General features: G+C 72.2%; 13 protein-coding genes. 8 read left to right on the forward strand and 5 right to left on the reverse strand.

The features are described from left to right. Positions 1 to 108 precede the first annotated feature (108 nt). The 8 genes from ACFO3Q_RS05635 to ACFO3Q_RS05670 all read left to right on the forward strand — a co-directional run bounded on the left by ACFO3Q_RS05635 (position 109) and on the right by ACFO3Q_RS05670 (position 10983). Positions 109 to 1269, forward strand: a complete 1161-nt coding sequence (locus tag ACFO3Q_RS05635; RefSeq protein WP_377003658.1) for an acyl-CoA dehydrogenase family protein — start codon at positions 109 to 111, stop codon at positions 1267 to 1269. A gap of 12 nt (positions 1270 to 1281) precedes the next feature. Continuing rightward, on the forward strand, positions 1282 to 3381 hold the full coding sequence (locus ACFO3Q_RS05640) for a hybrid sensor histidine kinase/response regulator (RefSeq protein ID WP_377003659.1): 2100 nt from the start codon (positions 1282 to 1284) through the stop codon (positions 3379 to 3381). Positions 3382 to 3660: 279 nt separating this feature from the next. After that, positions 3661 to 5337, forward strand: a complete 1677-nt coding sequence (locus ACFO3Q_RS05645) for a long-chain fatty acid--CoA ligase (protein WP_377003660.1) — start codon at positions 3661 to 3663, stop codon at positions 5335 to 5337. A gap of 194 nt (positions 5338 to 5531) precedes the next feature. Then, positions 5532 to 6452: a diiron oxygenase gene (locus ACFO3Q_RS05650; protein ID WP_377003661.1), complete on the forward strand. Its 921-nt coding sequence runs from the start codon at positions 5532 to 5534 to the stop codon at positions 6450 to 6452. Continuing rightward, entirely contained in the window at positions 6449 to 6694 is a 246-nt protein-coding gene (locus ACFO3Q_RS05655) for a hypothetical protein (RefSeq protein ID WP_377003662.1), read from the forward strand. The genes ACFO3Q_RS05650 and ACFO3Q_RS05655 overlap by 4 nt, the downstream gene beginning before the upstream one ends. Positions 6695 to 6767: 73 nt before the next feature. Next, on the forward strand, positions 6768 to 8816 hold the full coding sequence (locus tag ACFO3Q_RS05660) for an alpha/beta fold hydrolase (RefSeq protein WP_377003663.1): 2049 nt from the start codon (positions 6768 to 6770) through the stop codon (positions 8814 to 8816). Between the two features lie 14 nt (positions 8817 to 8830). Continuing rightward, positions 8831 to 10474: an amino acid adenylation domain-containing protein gene (locus ACFO3Q_RS05665; RefSeq protein ID WP_377003664.1), complete on the forward strand. Its 1644-nt coding sequence runs from the start codon at positions 8831 to 8833 to the stop codon at positions 10472 to 10474. Beyond that, a complete protein-coding gene (locus ACFO3Q_RS05670) occupies positions 10471 to 10983 on the forward strand; it encodes an HIT family protein (RefSeq protein ID WP_377003665.1) in 513 nt (170 codons plus the stop codon). The genes ACFO3Q_RS05665 and ACFO3Q_RS05670 overlap by 4 nt, the downstream gene beginning before the upstream one ends. Before the next feature lie 18 nt (positions 10984 to 11001). Here the strand turns inward: ACFO3Q_RS05670 and ACFO3Q_RS05675 are convergent, their stop codons facing one another. The 5 genes from ACFO3Q_RS05675 to ACFO3Q_RS05695 all read right to left on the reverse strand — a co-directional run bounded on the left by ACFO3Q_RS05675 (position 11002) and on the right by ACFO3Q_RS05695 (position 16492). Then, the gene (locus ACFO3Q_RS05675; protein WP_377003666.1) at positions 11002 to 11814 is read right to left on the reverse strand and encodes a hypothetical protein; all 813 of its coding nucleotides are present in this window, start codon (positions 11812 to 11814) and stop codon (positions 11002 to 11004) included. A 400-nt stretch (positions 11815 to 12214) separates the two neighbouring features. After that, positions 12215 to 12931, reverse strand: a complete 717-nt coding sequence (locus ACFO3Q_RS05680) for a DUF2894 domain-containing protein (RefSeq protein ID WP_377003667.1) — start codon at positions 12929 to 12931, stop codon at positions 12215 to 12217. Continuing rightward, entirely contained in the window at positions 12928 to 13569 is a 642-nt protein-coding gene (locus ACFO3Q_RS05685; protein WP_377003668.1) for an OmpA family protein, read from the reverse strand. The genes ACFO3Q_RS05680 and ACFO3Q_RS05685 overlap by 4 nt, the downstream gene beginning before the upstream one ends. Next, positions 13566 to 15788, reverse strand: coding sequence for a DUF802 domain-containing protein (locus ACFO3Q_RS05690; protein ID WP_377003669.1), 2223 nt, complete (start codon positions 15786 to 15788; stop codon positions 13566 to 13568). Before ACFO3Q_RS05690 ends, ACFO3Q_RS05685 begins: the two co-directional genes overlap by 4 nt. Then, positions 15785 to 16492 carry a DUF3348 domain-containing protein gene (locus ACFO3Q_RS05695; RefSeq protein ID WP_377003670.1) on the reverse strand — a complete coding sequence of 236 codons (708 nt, stop codon included), beginning with the start codon at positions 16490 to 16492 and terminating at the stop codon, positions 15785 to 15787. Before ACFO3Q_RS05695 ends, ACFO3Q_RS05690 begins: the two co-directional genes overlap by 4 nt. Positions 16493 to 16593: the final 101 nt, after the last annotated feature.

Consider the following 16593-nt stretch of genomic DNA (forward strand, 5'->3'; position numbering starts at 1 on the left):
GGGGCGTCGCCACCGCCGCAGCGGTCGCGCCGGCGCCCCGGCCGCATCCTCCTCCGGTTGCCCGCGAGGTGAAGGAGTCAGTCATCGCCACCGGGTAGGATCGCGGGCATGCACACTCTGTCCCCACCGCTGGCCCGCCTGCGCGAGCGCGCCGCGGAGATCGCCAACACCGTCCTCGCCGCCGATGCCGACGAGGTCGACCGCGAGGGGCGCTGGCCGGCCCGCGGCATGCGGGCGCTGGCGGAGGCCGGACTCATGGGGCTGCACATCCCGGAGCATCTCGGCGGCGACGGGCAGGGGCTGCTCGCGCTGGCGGTCGTCACCGAGGAACTCGGTCGATGCTGCAGCTCGACCGGCATGTGCTTCGGCATGCACAGCGTCGCGGCGAAGGTGATCGCGGCCAAGGCCACCCCGTACCACGAGGAGCGCTTCCTGCGCCCCATCGCCGCCGGCCGCCACATCACCTCGCTCTCGCTCAGCGAGCCGGGCACCGGCGTGCACTTCTTCCTGCCCCGCGCCAAGTTCACCCGCGATGGCGAGGAGGTGGTCCTGGAGGGCCAGAAGAGCTTCGTCACCAGCGGCGGGCATGCGGATTCCTACGTGATCTCGGCGGTTCCGCCAGGCTCGGAGCTCGATCCGGGCACGTTCACGTGCTTCGCGGTGGAGGCGGGCGCGCCCGGGCTCGAATGGCTCCAGGACTGGCACGGCTTCGGCATGCGGGGCAACAGCTCCCGCGGGCTCCGCCTCGACCGGGCGCGCATACCCCACGCCAATCTTCTCGGCTCCGAAGGCGACCAGATCTGGTACGTGTTCGAGGTCGTCGCCCCCTACTTCATCATCGCGATGTCGGCGGTCTATCTCGGCATCGCGCAGGCCGCGCTCGACCTCACGGTCGCGCACCTCAAGGAGCGCTCCCACGCGCACACGGGGGAGACCCTGAGCGGGGTTCCGGTGCTGTCGCACCAGGTCGCGGAGATGTGGACCGCGATCCAGCGCACGCGTCAGCTCGTCCACCATGCCGCGCGGCTGTGCGATGCCGGTGCGCCCGACGCGTCGCTTTCCCTGTTCGCGGCCAAGGCCGACGTGGCCGACATGGTCGGTACGGTGACCCAGCAGGCCATGATGCTGAGCGGCGGACGCGGATACGGACAGAACAGCGCGGTCGCCAGGCTGCTGCGCGACGGGCAGGCCGCGCACGTCATGGCGCCGAGCACCCAGCTTTTGAAGACGTGGCTCGGCCGGTCCGTCCTGGACCTCCCGCTGCTCTAGCGCGTCCACGGCATGCACGCTCAGGCTCCCTATCGGTTGCTGTTCGTGGGCAACGGGTCGAACCTCGACCGGTTCAGCGCCGCCCTGGCGGAGGCCGCCGGCGAGTTCGAGATCACCGCCCTGGACGAGCGCAGCGCGGTGGACGAGTCCGTCGCCGGGTGCATCGGCGTGCCGGGCCCGGATGCGATCGTCGTCGATGGCACCGTCGCGAATCCGCTGAGTGCGGCGGGGCGGCTTCGCCGGATGAGCCCGCGTTCGCAGGTGGTCTTCCTCCTGCCGCCGGAGCGGATCGAGCGCTTCCGCGCGGGTCTGCCCTTCGTGCCGCACCTGGGGTCGGCGTGGACGCTGGACGCGGAGAAGGCCGACGGCCTGCCACGGGTCCTGCGCGAAGCCGGCCGCACCGCGCGCGAGCGCGCCGCGGCGGCCACGGTGCTCAGCCGCATCAACTGGCAGCTCTCCGCCGCGCGGGCGCCCGAAGCCGAGGTCCGGCGTTCCCAGCTCGCGCTTTCGGAGCGCTACCTCGCCACCCTGCTGAGCCAGTCTCCCGACGCGTTCCTCGCGGTCGACGACCAGGGCGCCCTCATCGCGTGGAACGAGGCCGCGAAGCGCCTTTTCGGGATGGACCTCGACGAAGCGCTGCACACGCCGGTCGTGCGGCTGTTCCCGCAGGCGCACCAGGCCTGGCTGGAGCGCCTGATCGAGGACACCCGCCGCGACGGGAAGGTTCTCCACGGCGAGGTGCCGCTGGGCGTGGACGGCGACGGCGCCCCCGTGCACGGCGAGATCAGCGTCGCGCCGGTCCACGACGAGGCCGGTCGGGTCGCGAGCGTCTCGATCACGGCGCGGGACGTGACCGCCCGCAGGCGCGCCGACGACGAGCTTCGCGAGCTGAACCGCACGCTGGAGGCGCGCATCGCCGCCGCCATCGCGGAACGCGAGCAGGTGGAGGAGGCACTCCGCCAGGCGCAGAAGATGGAGGCGGTCGGTCAGCTCACCGGGGGCATCGCGCACGACTTCAACAACATGCTCGCGGTCGTGATCGGCTCGCTGGATCTCCTGGCCAGGCGCATCGGTAGCGAGGATGCGCGCACCCGGCGCTACGTCGACGCGGCGACCGAAGGCGCGCGACGGGCGGCACTGCTGACCCAGCGCCTGCTCGCGTTCTCCCGCCAGCAGCCGCTGCGGCCGCAGCCGATCAATGCCAACAAGCTCGTCGCCAACATGGCCGAGCTGGTCCGGCGTTCGCTGGGGGGCGACATCCGCCTCGAGACCGTGCTCGCCGGCGGCCTGTGGCGCGCACATGCCGATCCGAACCAGCTCGAGAGCGCGATCCTCAACCTGGCGGTGAACGCGCGCGACGCCATGCCCGGGGGCGGGCGGCTCACCATCGAGACCCAGAACGCACACCTCGATTCCCGCTACACGGCGACGCATCCCGGCATCAATCCCGGGCAGTACGTCCTGATCGCCGTGACGGACACCGGCGAGGGCATGTCGCCGGAGGTGATCGCGCGCGCGTTCGATCCCTTCTTCACCACGAAGGACGTGGGCAAGGGGACGGGGCTGGGCCTCAGTCAGGTCTACGGCTTCGTCAGGCAGTCGGGCGGGCACGTGAAGATCTACTCCGAACCCGGCTACGGCACGACGGTCAAGATCTACCTGCCCCGGTCCGTCGCCGAGGGCGAGCCTGCTGCGGACGACGCATCGGCCGACGCGCCGCTGGGGGAACAGCAGGAGCTCGTGCTCGTGGTGGAGGACGAGCCGGCCGTGCGCCAGTTCAGCGTGGACGCGCTCTGCGAGCTTGGTTACCGCGTGCTCGAGGCCGATGGCGCGACCTCCGCGCTGCGGCAACTGGAGGCGCACCCGGACATCGCGCTGCTGTTCACCGACGTCGTCATGCCGGAGGTCAACGGCCCCAGGCTCGCGGACGAAGCGCGCCGGCGACGGCCCGGCCTCAAGGTGCTCTTCACGACCGGCTATCCCCGCGACGCGGTCGTCCACAACGGCGTCCTCGGCAACGCGGTCGATCTGCTCGGCAAGCCCTTCACCGTCGAGGAGCTGGCGGCGAAGGTGCGCGAGGTCCTCGACACGCCATCCGCCGACGAAAGTTAGAGGCCCCCGTCGCCCGCGGCCTCGGCGTATCCGCGCCGCGCATCGGACGCGCGAGTCGCGCGTACGAGGGGCGGGCGCGTCCTTCCTCAGGTACGGCGGCCGCGGCATCGCCTGCGCACGCCGCGGGTCGCGCGCGCGGCGTGTGCGAACGCACATCGCGGGCCCGTCCGACGGGCCGCCGCGATGCGCCTTGCGGTGGCCGGGTGCCTATGCTGGAATCCGGGCACAACTGCAGAGTTGCACTTCAGCAGCCGCAAAAAACCAGGTGGAGGGAACAGGATGGTCCTCGAGCGTCCATGGTTGGCGAGTTACCCGGCGGGCGTGCCCCAGCAGATCGACCCCGGGGAATATCCCTCGATCATCTCGGTGCTGCAGTCGTCGCTGGAGAAGTACCGCGACCGTCCGGCCTTCTCCCACATGGGGCGGTCGATCACCTACGCCCAGGTCGATGCCTACAGCCGGCAGTTCGCGGCATACCTGCTCGGCGAGCTGAAGCTCCGGAAGGGCGATCGCGTCGCGATCATGATGCCCAACTGCCTGCAGTACCCGATCGCGACCTTCGGCGTGCTGCGCGCGGGCCTGACGGTGGTGAACACCAACCCGATGTACACCGCGCGCGAGCTCAAGCACCAGCTCGTCGATTCCGGCGCCAGTGCGATCCTGGTCCTCGACAACTTCGGCAGGACGGTTCAGGAGGTGCTCGCCGACACCCAGGTCACCCAGGTCATCACCACCGGCCTCGGCGATCTGCTGCCCTTCCCCAAGGGCGCCATCGTGAACTTCGTGCTCAAGCACGTGAAGAAGATGGTGCCGGACTACGACATCCGCGGCGCCATCCGTTTCCGCGATGCGCTCGCCGCCGGCGAGCGGCATGCGCTGCCGAGCGTCGACATCGCGCCGGACGACATCGCCTTCCTGCAGTACACCGGCGGCACGACCGGCGTGTCCAAGGGCGCGATGCTCACGCACCGCAACCTCGTGGCGAACATGCAGCAGGCCTCGACCTGGATCGGGACCAACGCCCGCATGGGCGAGGAAGTCATCATCACCGCGTTGCCGCTGTACCACATCTTCGCGCTGACGGCGAACTGCCTGGTCTTCATGAAGTTCGGCGGCCACAACCACCTGATCACCAACCCGCGCGACATGCCGGGTTTCGTGAAGGAGCTCTCCAAGGTCCCCTTCACCGCCATCACCGGCGTCAACACGCTGTTCAACGGCCTGCTGAACACGCCGGGCTTCGACAAGCTCGACTTCTCCCACCTCAGCCTCTCGCTCGGCGGCGGCACGGCCGTGCAGCGCTCCGTCGCGGAGCGCTGGAAGCAGGTCACCGGCTGCACCCTGGTGGAGGCCTACGGCCTCACCGAGACCTCGCCCGCTGCCTGCATCAATCCGATGGACCTGGAGGAGTACAACGGCTCGATCGGCCTGCCGGTTCCGTCCACCGACGCCTGCATCCTCGGCGAGGACGGCCGGCCGCTGCCGGCGGGCGAGATCGGCGAGCTGTGCATCCGCGGCCCGCAGGTGATGAAGGGCTACTGGCAGCATCCCGAGGAGACCGCGCGGATCATCGACGCCGACGGCTGGCTGCACACCGGCGACATGGCGCGGATGGACGAGAAGGGCTTCTTCTACGTGGTCGACCGCAAGAAGGACATGATCCTGGTGTCGGGGTTCAACGTGTACCCGAACGAGGTCGAGGACGTGGTCGCCATGATGCCCGGCGTGCTCGAGGTCGCCGCGGTGGGCGTGCCGGACGAGAAGTCGGGCGAGGCGGTGAAGGTCGTGATCGTGAAGAAGGATCCCGCGCTCACGGAGGAACAGGTCCGCGCGCACGCGCGCGAGAACCTGACCGGCTACAAGCAGCCGAAGTACGTCGAGTTCCGCAGCGAGCTGCCGAAGAGCAACGTGGGCAAGATCCTGCGCCGGGAGCTTCGCGAGGAGGCCGTCGCCTAGCGACGGCCAACGGGAAGGCCCGCCTTCGGCCGCTCCCACCGCGCCATCCGCCGTTGCCGGTTGTCTCGAAGTCGTAACGGAACCGTGTCAGAGCTGTGCCGGAACGCCCGCGGCAGTGCCGGCGGTCCGCGTTCCGCATCAGGAAGAGCCACGACGGGCCTGCTCTCGGCCCGTCCTGCAGACAAGGAGCCAGGATGTCTCCGAACGTCGCCCCCGCCGCCGCTGCGTCGGCACTCGCGCAGATCGACGAAGACCCGGTGTTCGCGTCCCGGGTCGAGCAGTTGATCCGTCTTTCCCGGGACCGCCACGTCAACAGCTTCGCGAAGATCGAGTGGCCCGACGCCATTCCCGACGAGGCGTGGTGGCTGTCGCCGGAGCTTCTGAGCGTGCACGGCACCGAGTACGCCGAGGCGCTGACGGAGCGGCAGCTCATGCTGCTGTCGAAGTGGGAGTGCATCAACGCCTTCAGCCTCAACGTCGAGGGCGAGCGCGAGCTGATCAACCTGCTGTCGGCCCGGCTCTACGCGCCGGGGCTGCCCGACATCGAGGCCTACATCCACCACTTCATCGACGAGGAGAACAAGCACCTCTGGTTCTTCGGCGAGTTCTGTCGCCGCTACGGCGGCAAGATCTACTCGAGCAAGAAGGTCGGCATCGCGGACGAGCGCTTCGGCCACGAGATGGCCTTCTTCCTGCTGTTCGCGCGGATCTTCATCTTCGAGGAGATCGGCGGCTACTACAACGTCGTCGCCGGCGGCGACGAGCGGGTCTCGCCCTTCGTCCGCGCGATCCACCAGATCCACCACGCGGACGAGGCGCGGCACATCACCTTCGGCCGCGCGGTCCTGGCGCAGAGCAAGGAGATCGCGTTCGCCGCCAGCGACCCGGCGGAGCGCGAGGCCGCGGTCGCGCACCTGCAGCGCTTCGTCCAGGTCTCGATCGAGGCCCTCTACCAGCCCGCGATGTACCGCGACAGCGGCATCGGGGGCGGCGTCGCGCTGCGCCGCCGGCTGCTTGAGCATCCGGCGCGCCGCGAGCACCACGCTGCCGCGCTGCTGAGGCGGCCGCTGAAGTTCATGGAGGAACTGGGCATCCGGCTGGAGGCGAACCCGTGAGCCTCCAGGCCTCCGGCATCGAGACGCTGCGCGAGTGGCTGCTCGAGCGCCATCCCGACGTCGCACGCATCGACGACGACACCGACCTCTTCGAGCGGAAGCTGATCGATTCGATCAACTTCGTCGAGTACATCCTCATCATCGAGGAACTGATCGACCGCGAGATCCCCGTCACGCCGGACCTGATCCCGAAGACGGCCACCCTGGGCCGCGTCCGCGACAACTTCTTCGCCGGGGCCTAGCGCTTCGGCCGCGGCTGCCCGCGGCAGCCGCGGCGCCCCGCGACGCCATGCCGACCGACAAGGAGAGTTCACCGTGCAGCGTCCCGATACCCGCGATCCCAGCGCCCTCGTGCCCGAGCGCGCGGTCCCGCCGATCCTGCTCACCGGAGCCACCGGCTTCCTCGGCGGCCACTTCCTGCTGCACCGGATCGAATGGCCGGGCGCCGTCTACGCGATCGTGCGCGGCGAGACGGAGCGGCAGGCCCGCGCGCGGCTGTACGCGCATCTCGGCGAGTGCGCGGCCTCGTACCAGCGCCCCCTGCCCAGGGCACAGCTCGACGAGCGGCTGCACGTGCTCGTCGGCGACATCACCAGGCCGGACTGCGGCCTCGACACCGACGCGCTGGCCCGGCTGCACGCGGCCGCGCCGCGGGAGTTCTGGCACTGCGCGGCCAGCCTGAAGTTCGAGGACCGGCATCGCCGCGAGATCTTCGAGCACAACGTCGAGGGCACGCGGAACATGCTCGACCTGTTCCGCCGGCTGTGCGGGGCCGACGCCGGCGGCGCCCCGGCCGAGTTCCTCCACGTCTCCACCGCCTACACCGCGGGCAGGGCGCAGGGCGAGATCGAGGAGGCGCGGCATTCCGGCGACCGCGGCTACAACAACGCCTACGAGGAGAGCAAGCATGCCGCGGAGATCCTGGTCGCGGACCTGTGCGAGGCGCACGGGCTGAGCTACCGCATCCTGCGGCCGACCATCGTCATGGGCCCGCGCGCCACCCACCGCAGCGGCACCACCCGCTTCGGCGTGTACGGCTTCGCGAAGGAGGTCCACCGGCTGCGCGAGACCCTGGCCAAGCTGAAGCACCCGCTGGAACTGGTCGGCGCCGAGCGTGCGACCGCCAACCTGACGCCCGTGGACGAATGCGTCTACGACATGCTGCGGCTGTCTTCGGAGGGTTTCGGGGCGCAGCGGTACTTCCACCTCAGCAATCCCGAAGGCGTGAACATGGGGCGGCTGATCGCGACCATCGACCGCAAGACCGGCGCCAACCGGCTGGCCTTTGTCGCGGAGCGCAGCGGCGAGGCGGGTCCGCTGCAGGAACTGTTCGACGAGCGCACCCGCTTCTACGCCGGTTACTACGCCGCCGAGAAGCGCTTCCTGCGCAGCGCCCCGCCGCAGCCGCAGGTGGACTGGGACGACGTCGACCGCTACCTGGCCTCGTTCATGCAGGAACTCGAGGAGGAGGAAGCCGGCGGCTCCGGCTTCCGCCGCCAGGTCGTGTTCGCCCGCGACGGCGCTGCGCTGAAGGTCTACACCTGCGGCAGCGCCAGGCTTCCGCCGCTGTTCCTGGCGAACGCCTACGGCATGCCCGCGGAGTTCATGTGGCCGCTGGCACAGCGCCTGCAGCGCGACTTCCACGTCGTCACCTGGGAGTGCCGCTGGGTGCCGGGCGCGGAGGATGCCTTCGATCCCGACGACTGCGGCTCGCTCGCCCACGCGCAGGACCTGGTCGACATCCAGACGTCGCTGGGGTTGCCGCCGGCGGGCGTGGTCGGCTGGAGCAGTGGAGCGCAGGTCTCGCTGCGCGCCATGGCCGCGTTCCCGGAGCGCATCCGCGGCGCCGTCCTCCTCAACCCCGGCGTGTCCATTCCCCCGTCCGACACCGTGCGGGCGACCCGCTTCGAGACCGGCATCCGCACGCTGTTCGACAGGATCGCGGGCAGCCACCGCATGGCCGAGAAGTACTGCGAGCTGATCTACGGCGCCGCCGCCACCGATGCCGGCGACAGCCGCATGCTCAGCAACATCCTGACCAGCACCGACCCCTACCTGCTGTACATGACCAGCCTGCCGTTCCGCACGCCGCAGTCGCTGTTCCGCTACGCCAACATGATGCGCACCCTGTTCGCGGAGCGGCCGGACGCATGGACGGCCGACGTGGCGCAGCCGGTGCTGGTGTACGTCGGCGAGCGCGACGTGGTCACCCATCCCGACCTCGGGCAGGCGCTGTGCGACGGCCTGCGGCGGGGCGAGCTGTACAGCGATCCCGACGGCGACCACTTCGCCCACTACTACGACCAGCGTGTGGCGGACCTGGCGCGCCGGCACCTCGTGCCCGAGCGGCAGAACGCGGCATGAGAGCGGAGGAGGACATGATCCGGCCCCGCGTCATCGACCGCGTCCTCGCCTCGGCGGAGCGCGTCCCGGAACGGCCCGCACTCTGGGTCGACGGCCGCACGTACTCCTACCGCCTGCTCCTGCACCACGCGCAGCGGCTGGCCGAGCGGCTGCGCGCCGTCGAGGGGCCGGTGTGCGCCACCGTCGGCGAGCGCAGCCTGACCGCCTACTGTGCGCCGCTGGCGTGCATGCTCGCCGGCAAGGTCCACGTCCCGCTCGGCGCCAGCCTGCCCGAGACGCGCATGGCCGACATCCTGCAACGGACGCGGCCGGCCGCCCTGATCTGCGACGGGCCGGGCGCCGCCCGGCTGCCCGGCCTGCTGGCGCTGCTCGACGGCCCGCTGCCGGTGCTGTCCGCGGAGCCGGACTGGGCGGGGCCGGGCACCGCCGGGCCGGCCGGGCCTGCCGACGCGCCGGCGGCTCCGCTGGATCGCGACGATGCCGATGGCGCCTCGGGCCTGGGCGTGCGCGACGGCGACATCGCCTACGTGCTGTTCACCTCGGGCAGTACCGGTCGGCCCAAGGGCGTCGCGGTGGGCCACGACGCGCTGTGCGCCTACGTGGACGCGATGCGCGCGCGCTATCCGGAACTCGACGAGCAGCAGCGCTGCACGCAGTTCTTCGAGCCCACCTTCGACCTGTCGATGCACGACATGTTCGTGACCTGGGCCGCGGGCGCCTGCCTGTACTGCGTCCCGCGGTCGGCGCTGCTGATGCCGACGGAGTTCGTCGCGGCGCACGGGTTGACCGTCTGGTTCTCCGTGCCCTCGCTGGCGGCCACCCTGCAGCGCTACGGCCTGCTGACGCCGGGCGCGCTGGCCGGCCTCCGGCTTGCGCTGTTCTGCGGCGAAGCCCTCCCGGGGCCGCTGGCCCGCGCCTGGGCGGCCGCCGCTCCGCAGGCGCGCTGCGAGAACCTCTACGGCCCCACCGAAGCCACGATCGCCTGCACCGCGCATCGCCTGCGCGCATCCGACGCCGAGGGCGGCGTGGTCCCGATCGGCAGGCCGCTGCCCGACATGGAACTCGTCGTGGTGCGCGACGACGGCGCGCGCTGCGTCCCCGGCGAGGTCGGCGAGCTCTGGCTCGGCGGGGCGCAACTGGCCTTCGGCTACTGGCGCGATGCCGCCCAGACCGCGACGCGTTTCGTGGAGGCGCGCTTCGACGGTCTCGCCGCCACGCGCTGGTACCGCACCGGCGATCTCGCGGCGATAGACCGCCAGGGCGTCGCCCACTTCCGGGGGCGGGCGGACCGGCAGGTCAAGCTGCGTGGCTACCGCGTCGAGCTGCAGGAGGTCGAGGCGCATCTGCGCGCGGCCTGCTCGGACGCGGGCGCCGCCGCCGAGGTCGCGGTCGTCGCTGTCGCCGCGCCGGGCGACGAGGCACCGAGCGGCCTGGCCGCCTTCGTGGTCCGCACGGACTTCGACCCCCGCGCGGCGCTGGCGGCAATGAAGGCGCGGCTGCCGTCGTACATGGTGCCGACGGAGTTCCATCGGCTCGACGCCCTGCCGCTCAACGCCAACGGCAAGGTGGACTACGCGGCGCTGACCGCGCTGCGGGCGGCAGAGGCGCCGCGCCGACGGCGCGTGGAAACCGCAGGTCTTGAGGGAGGAACCGAATGAGCGGCGGACCGACGCACACCGACTGCATCTTCTGCGGCATCGCCGAGGGGCGCCTACCGGCCAGCATCGTCCACCGCGACGCGCACTGGCTCGCGGTGATGGACATCCACCCGATCCGGGCCGGGCACGTGCTGATCCTCCCCAAGCGGCACGTCGGGCGCATCGCGGAACTCGAACCCGCCGCGCAACGGAGGCTGTTCGCGCTCGCCGATGCCGTCCTGCGCGCGCAGGAGGCCGAGGGCCTGGCCGCCGGGGGCGGCAACCTCCTGCTCAACGACGGGGTCGCCGCCAACCAGCACATCCCGCACCTGCACCTGCACTGCATCCCCCGCCGGCGCGGCGACACCGCCGCCTTCGGCCTGCGCCTGCTGGCGCGCACCGTCGGCCTCTTCGGTCCCCGGGCGGAGCGGGCGAGGCTGGACGCACTCGCCGGCGCCCTCGCCGCGCGCGTCCGCAAGGACGCGGCCGTGCGGACCGAGCCCGAGCCGGGGGACGCCTCGGCGCGTTGAAGGTGTCCGCGCGCGTCCCTATCGCGGGACTTCGGTGCCCTGGACCCAGACGGTGCCGTCGTCGCCGCCGTTCGTCGTGAAGTACAGCGCCTCGTTGCTTCCGAGCCGTGGCGGATGTACCGCCGGGATGGCCGTCAGCGCGACGAGCCGATCTGCGGCCTTCGCGCTCTCGCGCTCCACGAAGGCCTCGACCGCATCGTGCCGATCGGCGTATTCGCGCGAGTGGTGCAGCAGGACGAGCGGGCCCTCCTCGCGGGCGAGCATGCGGATCACCATGTACTCGACGAAGCCCCCGCCGAGAACCGGATATGCGATGGCCGCTTCGCTGTCGTCGTCCGCGCGGTGGAGGATCTGGAAGTGCGGGTTGTTCGTCGCCCGGGCGGCAGCCTCCGCCGCCTCCAGGTGGCGTGCCACGGGCGCAGCGTCGCGGTGGGAGTGGACCGAGACCATCTGCCGCCATTGCCGCGGCGTCTGGCCCGCCGGGATGTACTCCAGGGAATCGGTCTTGCGGGACGCGCTGCTCGATGCGAAGACGAGGTGGAACACCTCGTCCGAAACTGCGATGTGCGGTGGCACGATGCCCTCGTGCTTCGCCAGCTCGCCGTAGGCGGCCCGCGCGACCTCCCCGTCGGGGAATGACGATATCGTCGCGCCGTCGCATCTGCCCCCGACCGCCACGACCCGCGTGTCGGAGCGGCTGGACGCCACTTCGAATTCGACCTGCAGCCTGTCCTGGCCATCCGGCGACTGCCAACCGTAGGTCAGGCCGCCGTGTCCGAACCGCGACGACCAGGGCCTCCCCAACGCACGCACCACCTGCCGCTCGGTCATCCCCACCTGCAGGCTGTTGGCTGCCGCGCAATCGATCGGGCGCGGGCGCGTCGCCTGGGCATGAGGAGACGCCAGCAAGAGCGCACAGAGAGCCGTCAGAGTCCCGCGAGTCCTTGTCATTTTCCTTGATCTCCATTCGCGCCCTCCGGCCAGCCGGAATGGGCGCGTGCTTCGGATGCGTTAGAGGCGGGCGAAGACGCCGGCGGCGCACTGCGCGTCGACAGGCCGTGGCACGAGGTGCCGGCGTGCGGCTCCCGGCACGGGTATCGAAGTCATGCCCTCCCTGACGATCCAGCTCCCCAGCCGGCTCCTGCATGGCCGCCGCGGAGCAGCAGGCTCTCCCCCATGTGCGCGCCATGCGCACGCATTCTAGCCCTGCGAAGCGGAGCGCGGTGCGCGCTCACCGCGGGCGGCGGCGGGTCTTTCCGCGGGCCGGTTTCACCGGCGCCGCATCGCCCGCGCCCTTCGGCTCCACGAACGCACGTGTGCCGAACATCTGTTCCAGCCCCGACAGGGCATCGACGTAGGTCAGGAAGTGCTGGAGGTAGCCCGGCGCGGTGTCGCGCATCAGGCCGAGGGCGCGGTGGACGAGGACGGTGGAGTGCATGGGGCCGGCGTCTTCGGGGACGTCGGCCAGGGTGCGCTGCAGTTGGGCCTCGGTGCGGATGCGGGTCCAGGTCCGGCGGAACTGGTCGAGGGCGGGCAGGGCAGGGAAGGCGGCAGGCGCGGGTGGCGTTGCGGGGTGTGGGAGCGCGTCCTTCTGCCCGGCGACGGTGCCGTCGCCGTCGTCGCGGGCAGAGAGCGCGGCGACCACCGCGCCGAGCGAGTCCGGCGCGTGTCCGGGGGCGTTCTCCTGCGCGAGCGGCTCCGGACGCGACCGGCGTGCACGCGGCGGCGCCTCGTCCTGCGTGGCGACGGCGGCCTCCGGCGGGGGCATGTCCGCCTCGACCAGCGCCGCGAGCTTCGCGTCGAGCACGTCCCGGGCCGCGCCCTCGACCCGCTCGGCGCGGGCGGCCAGGGCTTCGATGCGGTGCGCGCGCACGGTGCCGGGCCGGCCGGCGCGGGCGGCGCGCCAGGTCCGCAGCAGGCAGGCGATGTCGGTCCCGCTGGGCGTCATCGTGCGGTGGCCGTGGCACGCGGCCTCGGCATCGGGGCGATCTCCACGCGCCGGTTGCGGGCGCGGCCGTCCTCGGTGTCGTTGGTGGCGACGGGCTGCTGCGCACCGAACGCGGCGGCGAACACCGCGTCCGCCGGCAGGCCCTCGTCGATCAGGGCGCGGGTCACCGTGAGGGCGCGCTTGGCGGAGAGCTCCCAGTTGTCCGCAAAGCGGCGGTTGCCGTCGAGCACGGGGCGGTCGTCGGTGAAGCCGCTGACCATCAGGATCTCCTCGCGCGCCGCGAGGTACTGGGCGAGCGGCCCGGCCAGGCTCTGCAGCACTTCCCGCCCCTCCGGCTGCAGGGCGTCGGAGTTGAGGGCGAACAGCACGTTGCCGCGGATGCCGATGCGGCCGTCCACCAGGGTCACCCGGCCCGCGGCCAGCGGCACCGCCAGCGCGCGCTCCAGCGTCTGGCGCTGCTCGGCCTCGCGCTCGCGCTGGCGCGTCGCCTCGTCCAGCCGGTCCGCGAGCTGCATCTGCATGGCGACGACGCCCAGCAGGATCAGCACGAACACGCCCAGCATCACCGACATCAGGTCGCCGAAGGCGGCCCAGATGGAGGCGGTGCCGCCGGTGTCGAGCTCCAGCTCCTCGTTCATGCGGTGGCGGTCCCGTGGGCCGTGTGTCCGGCGACCCGTTGCAGTTCCTCGATGATCTGCTTCTGGGACAGCACGCTGAGATCCACCACCTCGCGCGCCTGGGCGACGTAGTAGGCGAGCTGCTCGTCGCTGCGGGCCAGCGAGGCGTCCAGCGCGCCCGCGATGTGCTGCAGGCGCTCGATCAGCGCCTCGTTGGCGGCGCCGAAGGCCTCCACCGCGGCACCGAAGGCGTCGCCCAGGCTCGCCACCTCGACCGCGCTGCCCGTGAGCTGGGCGGCGGCGGCGTCGAGTCGGCCGGCCTCGGCCTCGATGCGGTCAATGAAGCGGGTGCCGACGCGTTCCAGCAGGTCGGCCGAGGTCGTGACCAGGGCATCGACCGCCGTGCGCTGCTCGGTGGAGGCATGGTTCACCGCGTCGAGCAGGGTCTCCAGCGTCGCGAGCAGGCGGGTGCGCTCTTCCAGCATGGCGGTGTCGCGCACCATGCTCTCGGAGAGCGACTGGCGCAGCTCCGCGACCACCTCGGCCGCGGCCCTGGGCGCCTCCGACGCGGTCTGCACCAGGCGCGAGACTTCGGCGATGGTCTCGCCGGCGTGCGCCCGGGCCTGGGCGGCGATCTCGCCCGCGGTCCGCTCCAGTGCGTCGCAGATGGCCTGCTGGCGTTCGGCGACCTGTTCTCCGGTGCGCTGCCAGCGGCTGGCGAGTTCGGCGGCCATGGTCCCGAAGGAGGCGGTCCAGGCGGCGAGGCGCTCCTGGTCGCGCGCTTCCAGCGCCGCCTGCAGCGTCGCGTGGGACTGCCCGAGCGTGTCGACGAGGGCGGCCGCATGCCGCTCGAAGGTGCCTGCGGCGGCGGTCAGCGCTGCCGCGTGGCGTTCGGCCGCCGTCGCGCTCGCGGCGTCCTGGCGCGCGAGCGCGTCGGTCCACGCGGAGGCGGCTGCGTCGGCGCTGGCGGCCAGACGGACGGCGACGGCGTCGAAGGCGCTCTCGTTGCGGGCGGCCATCGCGGCGTTGGCCGCCTCCTGGCGCGCCAGCGCATCGGCCCAGGCCTCGGCGGCGCGCTCGGCGGTGGCGGCCAGGCGTGCGGAGACACCGTCGAGCAGCTCGGCCGCACGGCGGTCGTGGGCCTCGGTGGAGCGTTCGAGCGCGCCGCGCAGGGCGTCGGCGAGCTGGGCGTTGGCACGCTGCTGTTCGGCCAGCGCCTCGGCCCAGGTCCCGGCCGCACGCGCGGTGGCGGCGTCGAAGCCGGCGGTCAGGCCGTCGAGCTGGCGCTGCACGGCATCGGCGACGCTCTCGCGGAGCACGGAGGTCTCGCGCGCCATGCCGGCCAGCGTGCTCTCGATCACGGGCTGCAGTGCGCCCGCGACGGCGCGGCTGCTCTCCGCCACGCTCGACTGCAGCGACTGCCCGACCGACGTCGCGAGCTGGGTGTAGGCCCGCTCGGCCTTGGCGTGGAAGTCGTCCTGGCGCGCCTGGAGCTGTGCGTTGGCCGCCGCGCTCTGCGTCTCGATGGCCGCGGTCATGGCCTGGAGACGGTCGACCAGGGCCGGCATCAGCTCGGCCTGGCGCTGCAGGAGGCGGAAGGCCTCCTCGCGCTGGTGGGCCCGGGAATGGACCCGCAGGACGGTCGCGATGGCGGCGTCGAGCCGCTGCACGGCATGCAGGCGTTCGCGGCGGGCGAGGGTGGAGAGCAGGCCGAGTGCGGCGGAGGCGGCCACGCCGGCGATCGAGGTGCCGAAGGCCAGGGCCAGCCCGCGCACCGGCGCGGCCAGCGAGCCGCGGATGGCATCCAGGTCCACCGCGCTCTCCAGCGCCATGCCGGTGCCGCGCAGCGTCGCCATCATGCCGAGGAGAGTGCCGAGCATGCCCAGCAGCACCAGCAGGCCGACGAGGTAGGGCGTCAGCGCCGGCAGCGGCAGCGTCGCGCGTTCGCCCTCGATGCGCAGGCGGACCGGGTTGCGCAGGGCCGGCGCGAGGCGACCGAGCCAGCCGGGCAGGTCGTCGCGCCCCGCGTCCACCTCGTCCAGCGCCCGCGTCAGCGAACGCGTCTCCTGGCGATGGCGGAACAGTTCGAGCGCGCCGGCGAGGTAGCAGCCGGCGATCAGCAGGGCGACGGCCGTGCCGAGCGGGTTCGCGCCGAGGTAGCCGGCGCCGATCCAGGCGACGACGGCGAGGCCGGCCAGGAACACGAACAGCGCGAGGGGATCGGAAAGACGTCGGATCATGGCGTGCGGTCAGCAGTGCGGAGCGCGGCGAGCAGCGCTTCGATGGGCGAGAAGCGGACATCCAGCTCGGCGAGCAGGACGCCGCGCATGTCCAGGCGGAAGGTGTCGAGCCAGGCGGTGGGCGCGGTGCCGGAGGCGGCCTCGCCGTTGCCGGCGGCGGTGCGCAGGCGCTCGAAGTGTGCGCCGAGCAGGGCAGGGACGCTCGCGAGCAGGGCCTGTTCCCGCGGGCTCAGGGTCTGCTCCATGACCGCATCGACCTCGGCGAGCCGTGCCAGCGCGGGCGATCGGCGGCCCAGCATGTCGCGCAGGCGCCCCCGCAGGCGCCCGGTCGCGGCCTGCATGGCGCGCTGGTGGGCGAGGTAGCGCGCCCGGAAGGGCGCGAAGTCGGTACCTGCCTCCGGCATCGCGCCCGGTGGCGGCACGGCGAATCCGGGGTCGGTGGCGATGGCGTCGGCGAGGGTGGCGCGGGTGCGGATGCAGGCCGCGTCCTCGTCCTCGTCGAAGGGCGGCACCTGCGTCGCCGCCGGTGGCAGCCGCCCGTCCAGCGCGGTGGAGAGGGCCACGGCGCGCGACCAGTCGATCCACTGGCCCAGCCGCTCGGCGAGCACCGGACCCGTGGCGGAGGGGCGGGGCTCGGCGAGGCGGGAGAGCAGGCGGATGAAGACCGGTCCCGCGACGGTCGTCCGTTCAGCAGCGTTCGCCATGCGTGGGGTGTCGGGCCGGGGGGCGGTGCGGGGAGGCCGGTGGCGGCGCCAAACGAGACCGGGCGCCCTGCGGCGCCCGGTCCGGTGTCGCGATGCCGCTC

This window comes from Coralloluteibacterium thermophilum (genome assembly GCF_042654365.1).
GTDB lineage: Bacteria > Pseudomonadota > Gammaproteobacteria > Xanthomonadales > Xanthomonadaceae > Coralloluteibacterium > Coralloluteibacterium thermophilum.

What these genes read in the sequence shown, in the direction of transcription:
- ACFO3Q_RS05665 (WP_377003664.1), top strand. Translation starts at nt 8,831, where the DNA reads ATGATCCGGCCCCGCGTCATCGACCGCGTCCTCGCCTCGGCGGAGCGC.
- ACFO3Q_RS05645 (WP_377003660.1), top strand. Translation starts at nt 3,661, where the DNA reads ATGGTCCTCGAGCGTCCATGGTTGGCGAGTTACCCGGCGGGCGTGCCC.
- ACFO3Q_RS05640 (WP_377003659.1), top strand. Translation starts at nt 1,282, where the DNA reads ATGCACGCTCAGGCTCCCTATCGGTTGCTGTTCGTGGGCAACGGGTCG.
- ACFO3Q_RS05690 (WP_377003669.1), bottom strand. Translation starts at nt 15,788, where the DNA reads ATGATCCGACGTCTTTCCGATCCCCTCGCGCTGTTCGTGTTCCTGGCC.
- ACFO3Q_RS05675 (WP_377003666.1), bottom strand. Translation starts at nt 11,814, where the DNA reads ATGACCGAGCGGCAGGTGGTGCGTGCGTTGGGGAGGCCCTGGTCGTCG.
- ACFO3Q_RS05685 (WP_377003668.1), bottom strand. Translation starts at nt 13,569, where the DNA reads ATGAACGAGGAGCTGGAGCTCGACACCGGCGGCACCGCCTCCATCTGG.
- ACFO3Q_RS05670 (WP_377003665.1), top strand. Translation starts at nt 10,471, where the DNA reads ATGAGCGGCGGACCGACGCACACCGACTGCATCTTCTGCGGCATCGCC.
- ACFO3Q_RS05635 (WP_377003658.1), top strand. Translation starts at nt 109, where the DNA reads ATGCACACTCTGTCCCCACCGCTGGCCCGCCTGCGCGAGCGCGCCGCG.
- ACFO3Q_RS05680 (WP_377003667.1), bottom strand. Translation starts at nt 12,931, where the DNA reads ATGACGCCCAGCGGGACCGACATCGCCTGCCTGCTGCGGACCTGGCGC.
- ACFO3Q_RS05650 (WP_377003661.1), top strand. Translation starts at nt 5,532, where the DNA reads ATGTCTCCGAACGTCGCCCCCGCCGCCGCTGCGTCGGCACTCGCGCAG.
- ACFO3Q_RS05695 (WP_377003670.1), bottom strand. Translation starts at nt 16,492, where the DNA reads ATGGCGAACGCTGCTGAACGGACGACCGTCGCGGGACCGGTCTTCATC.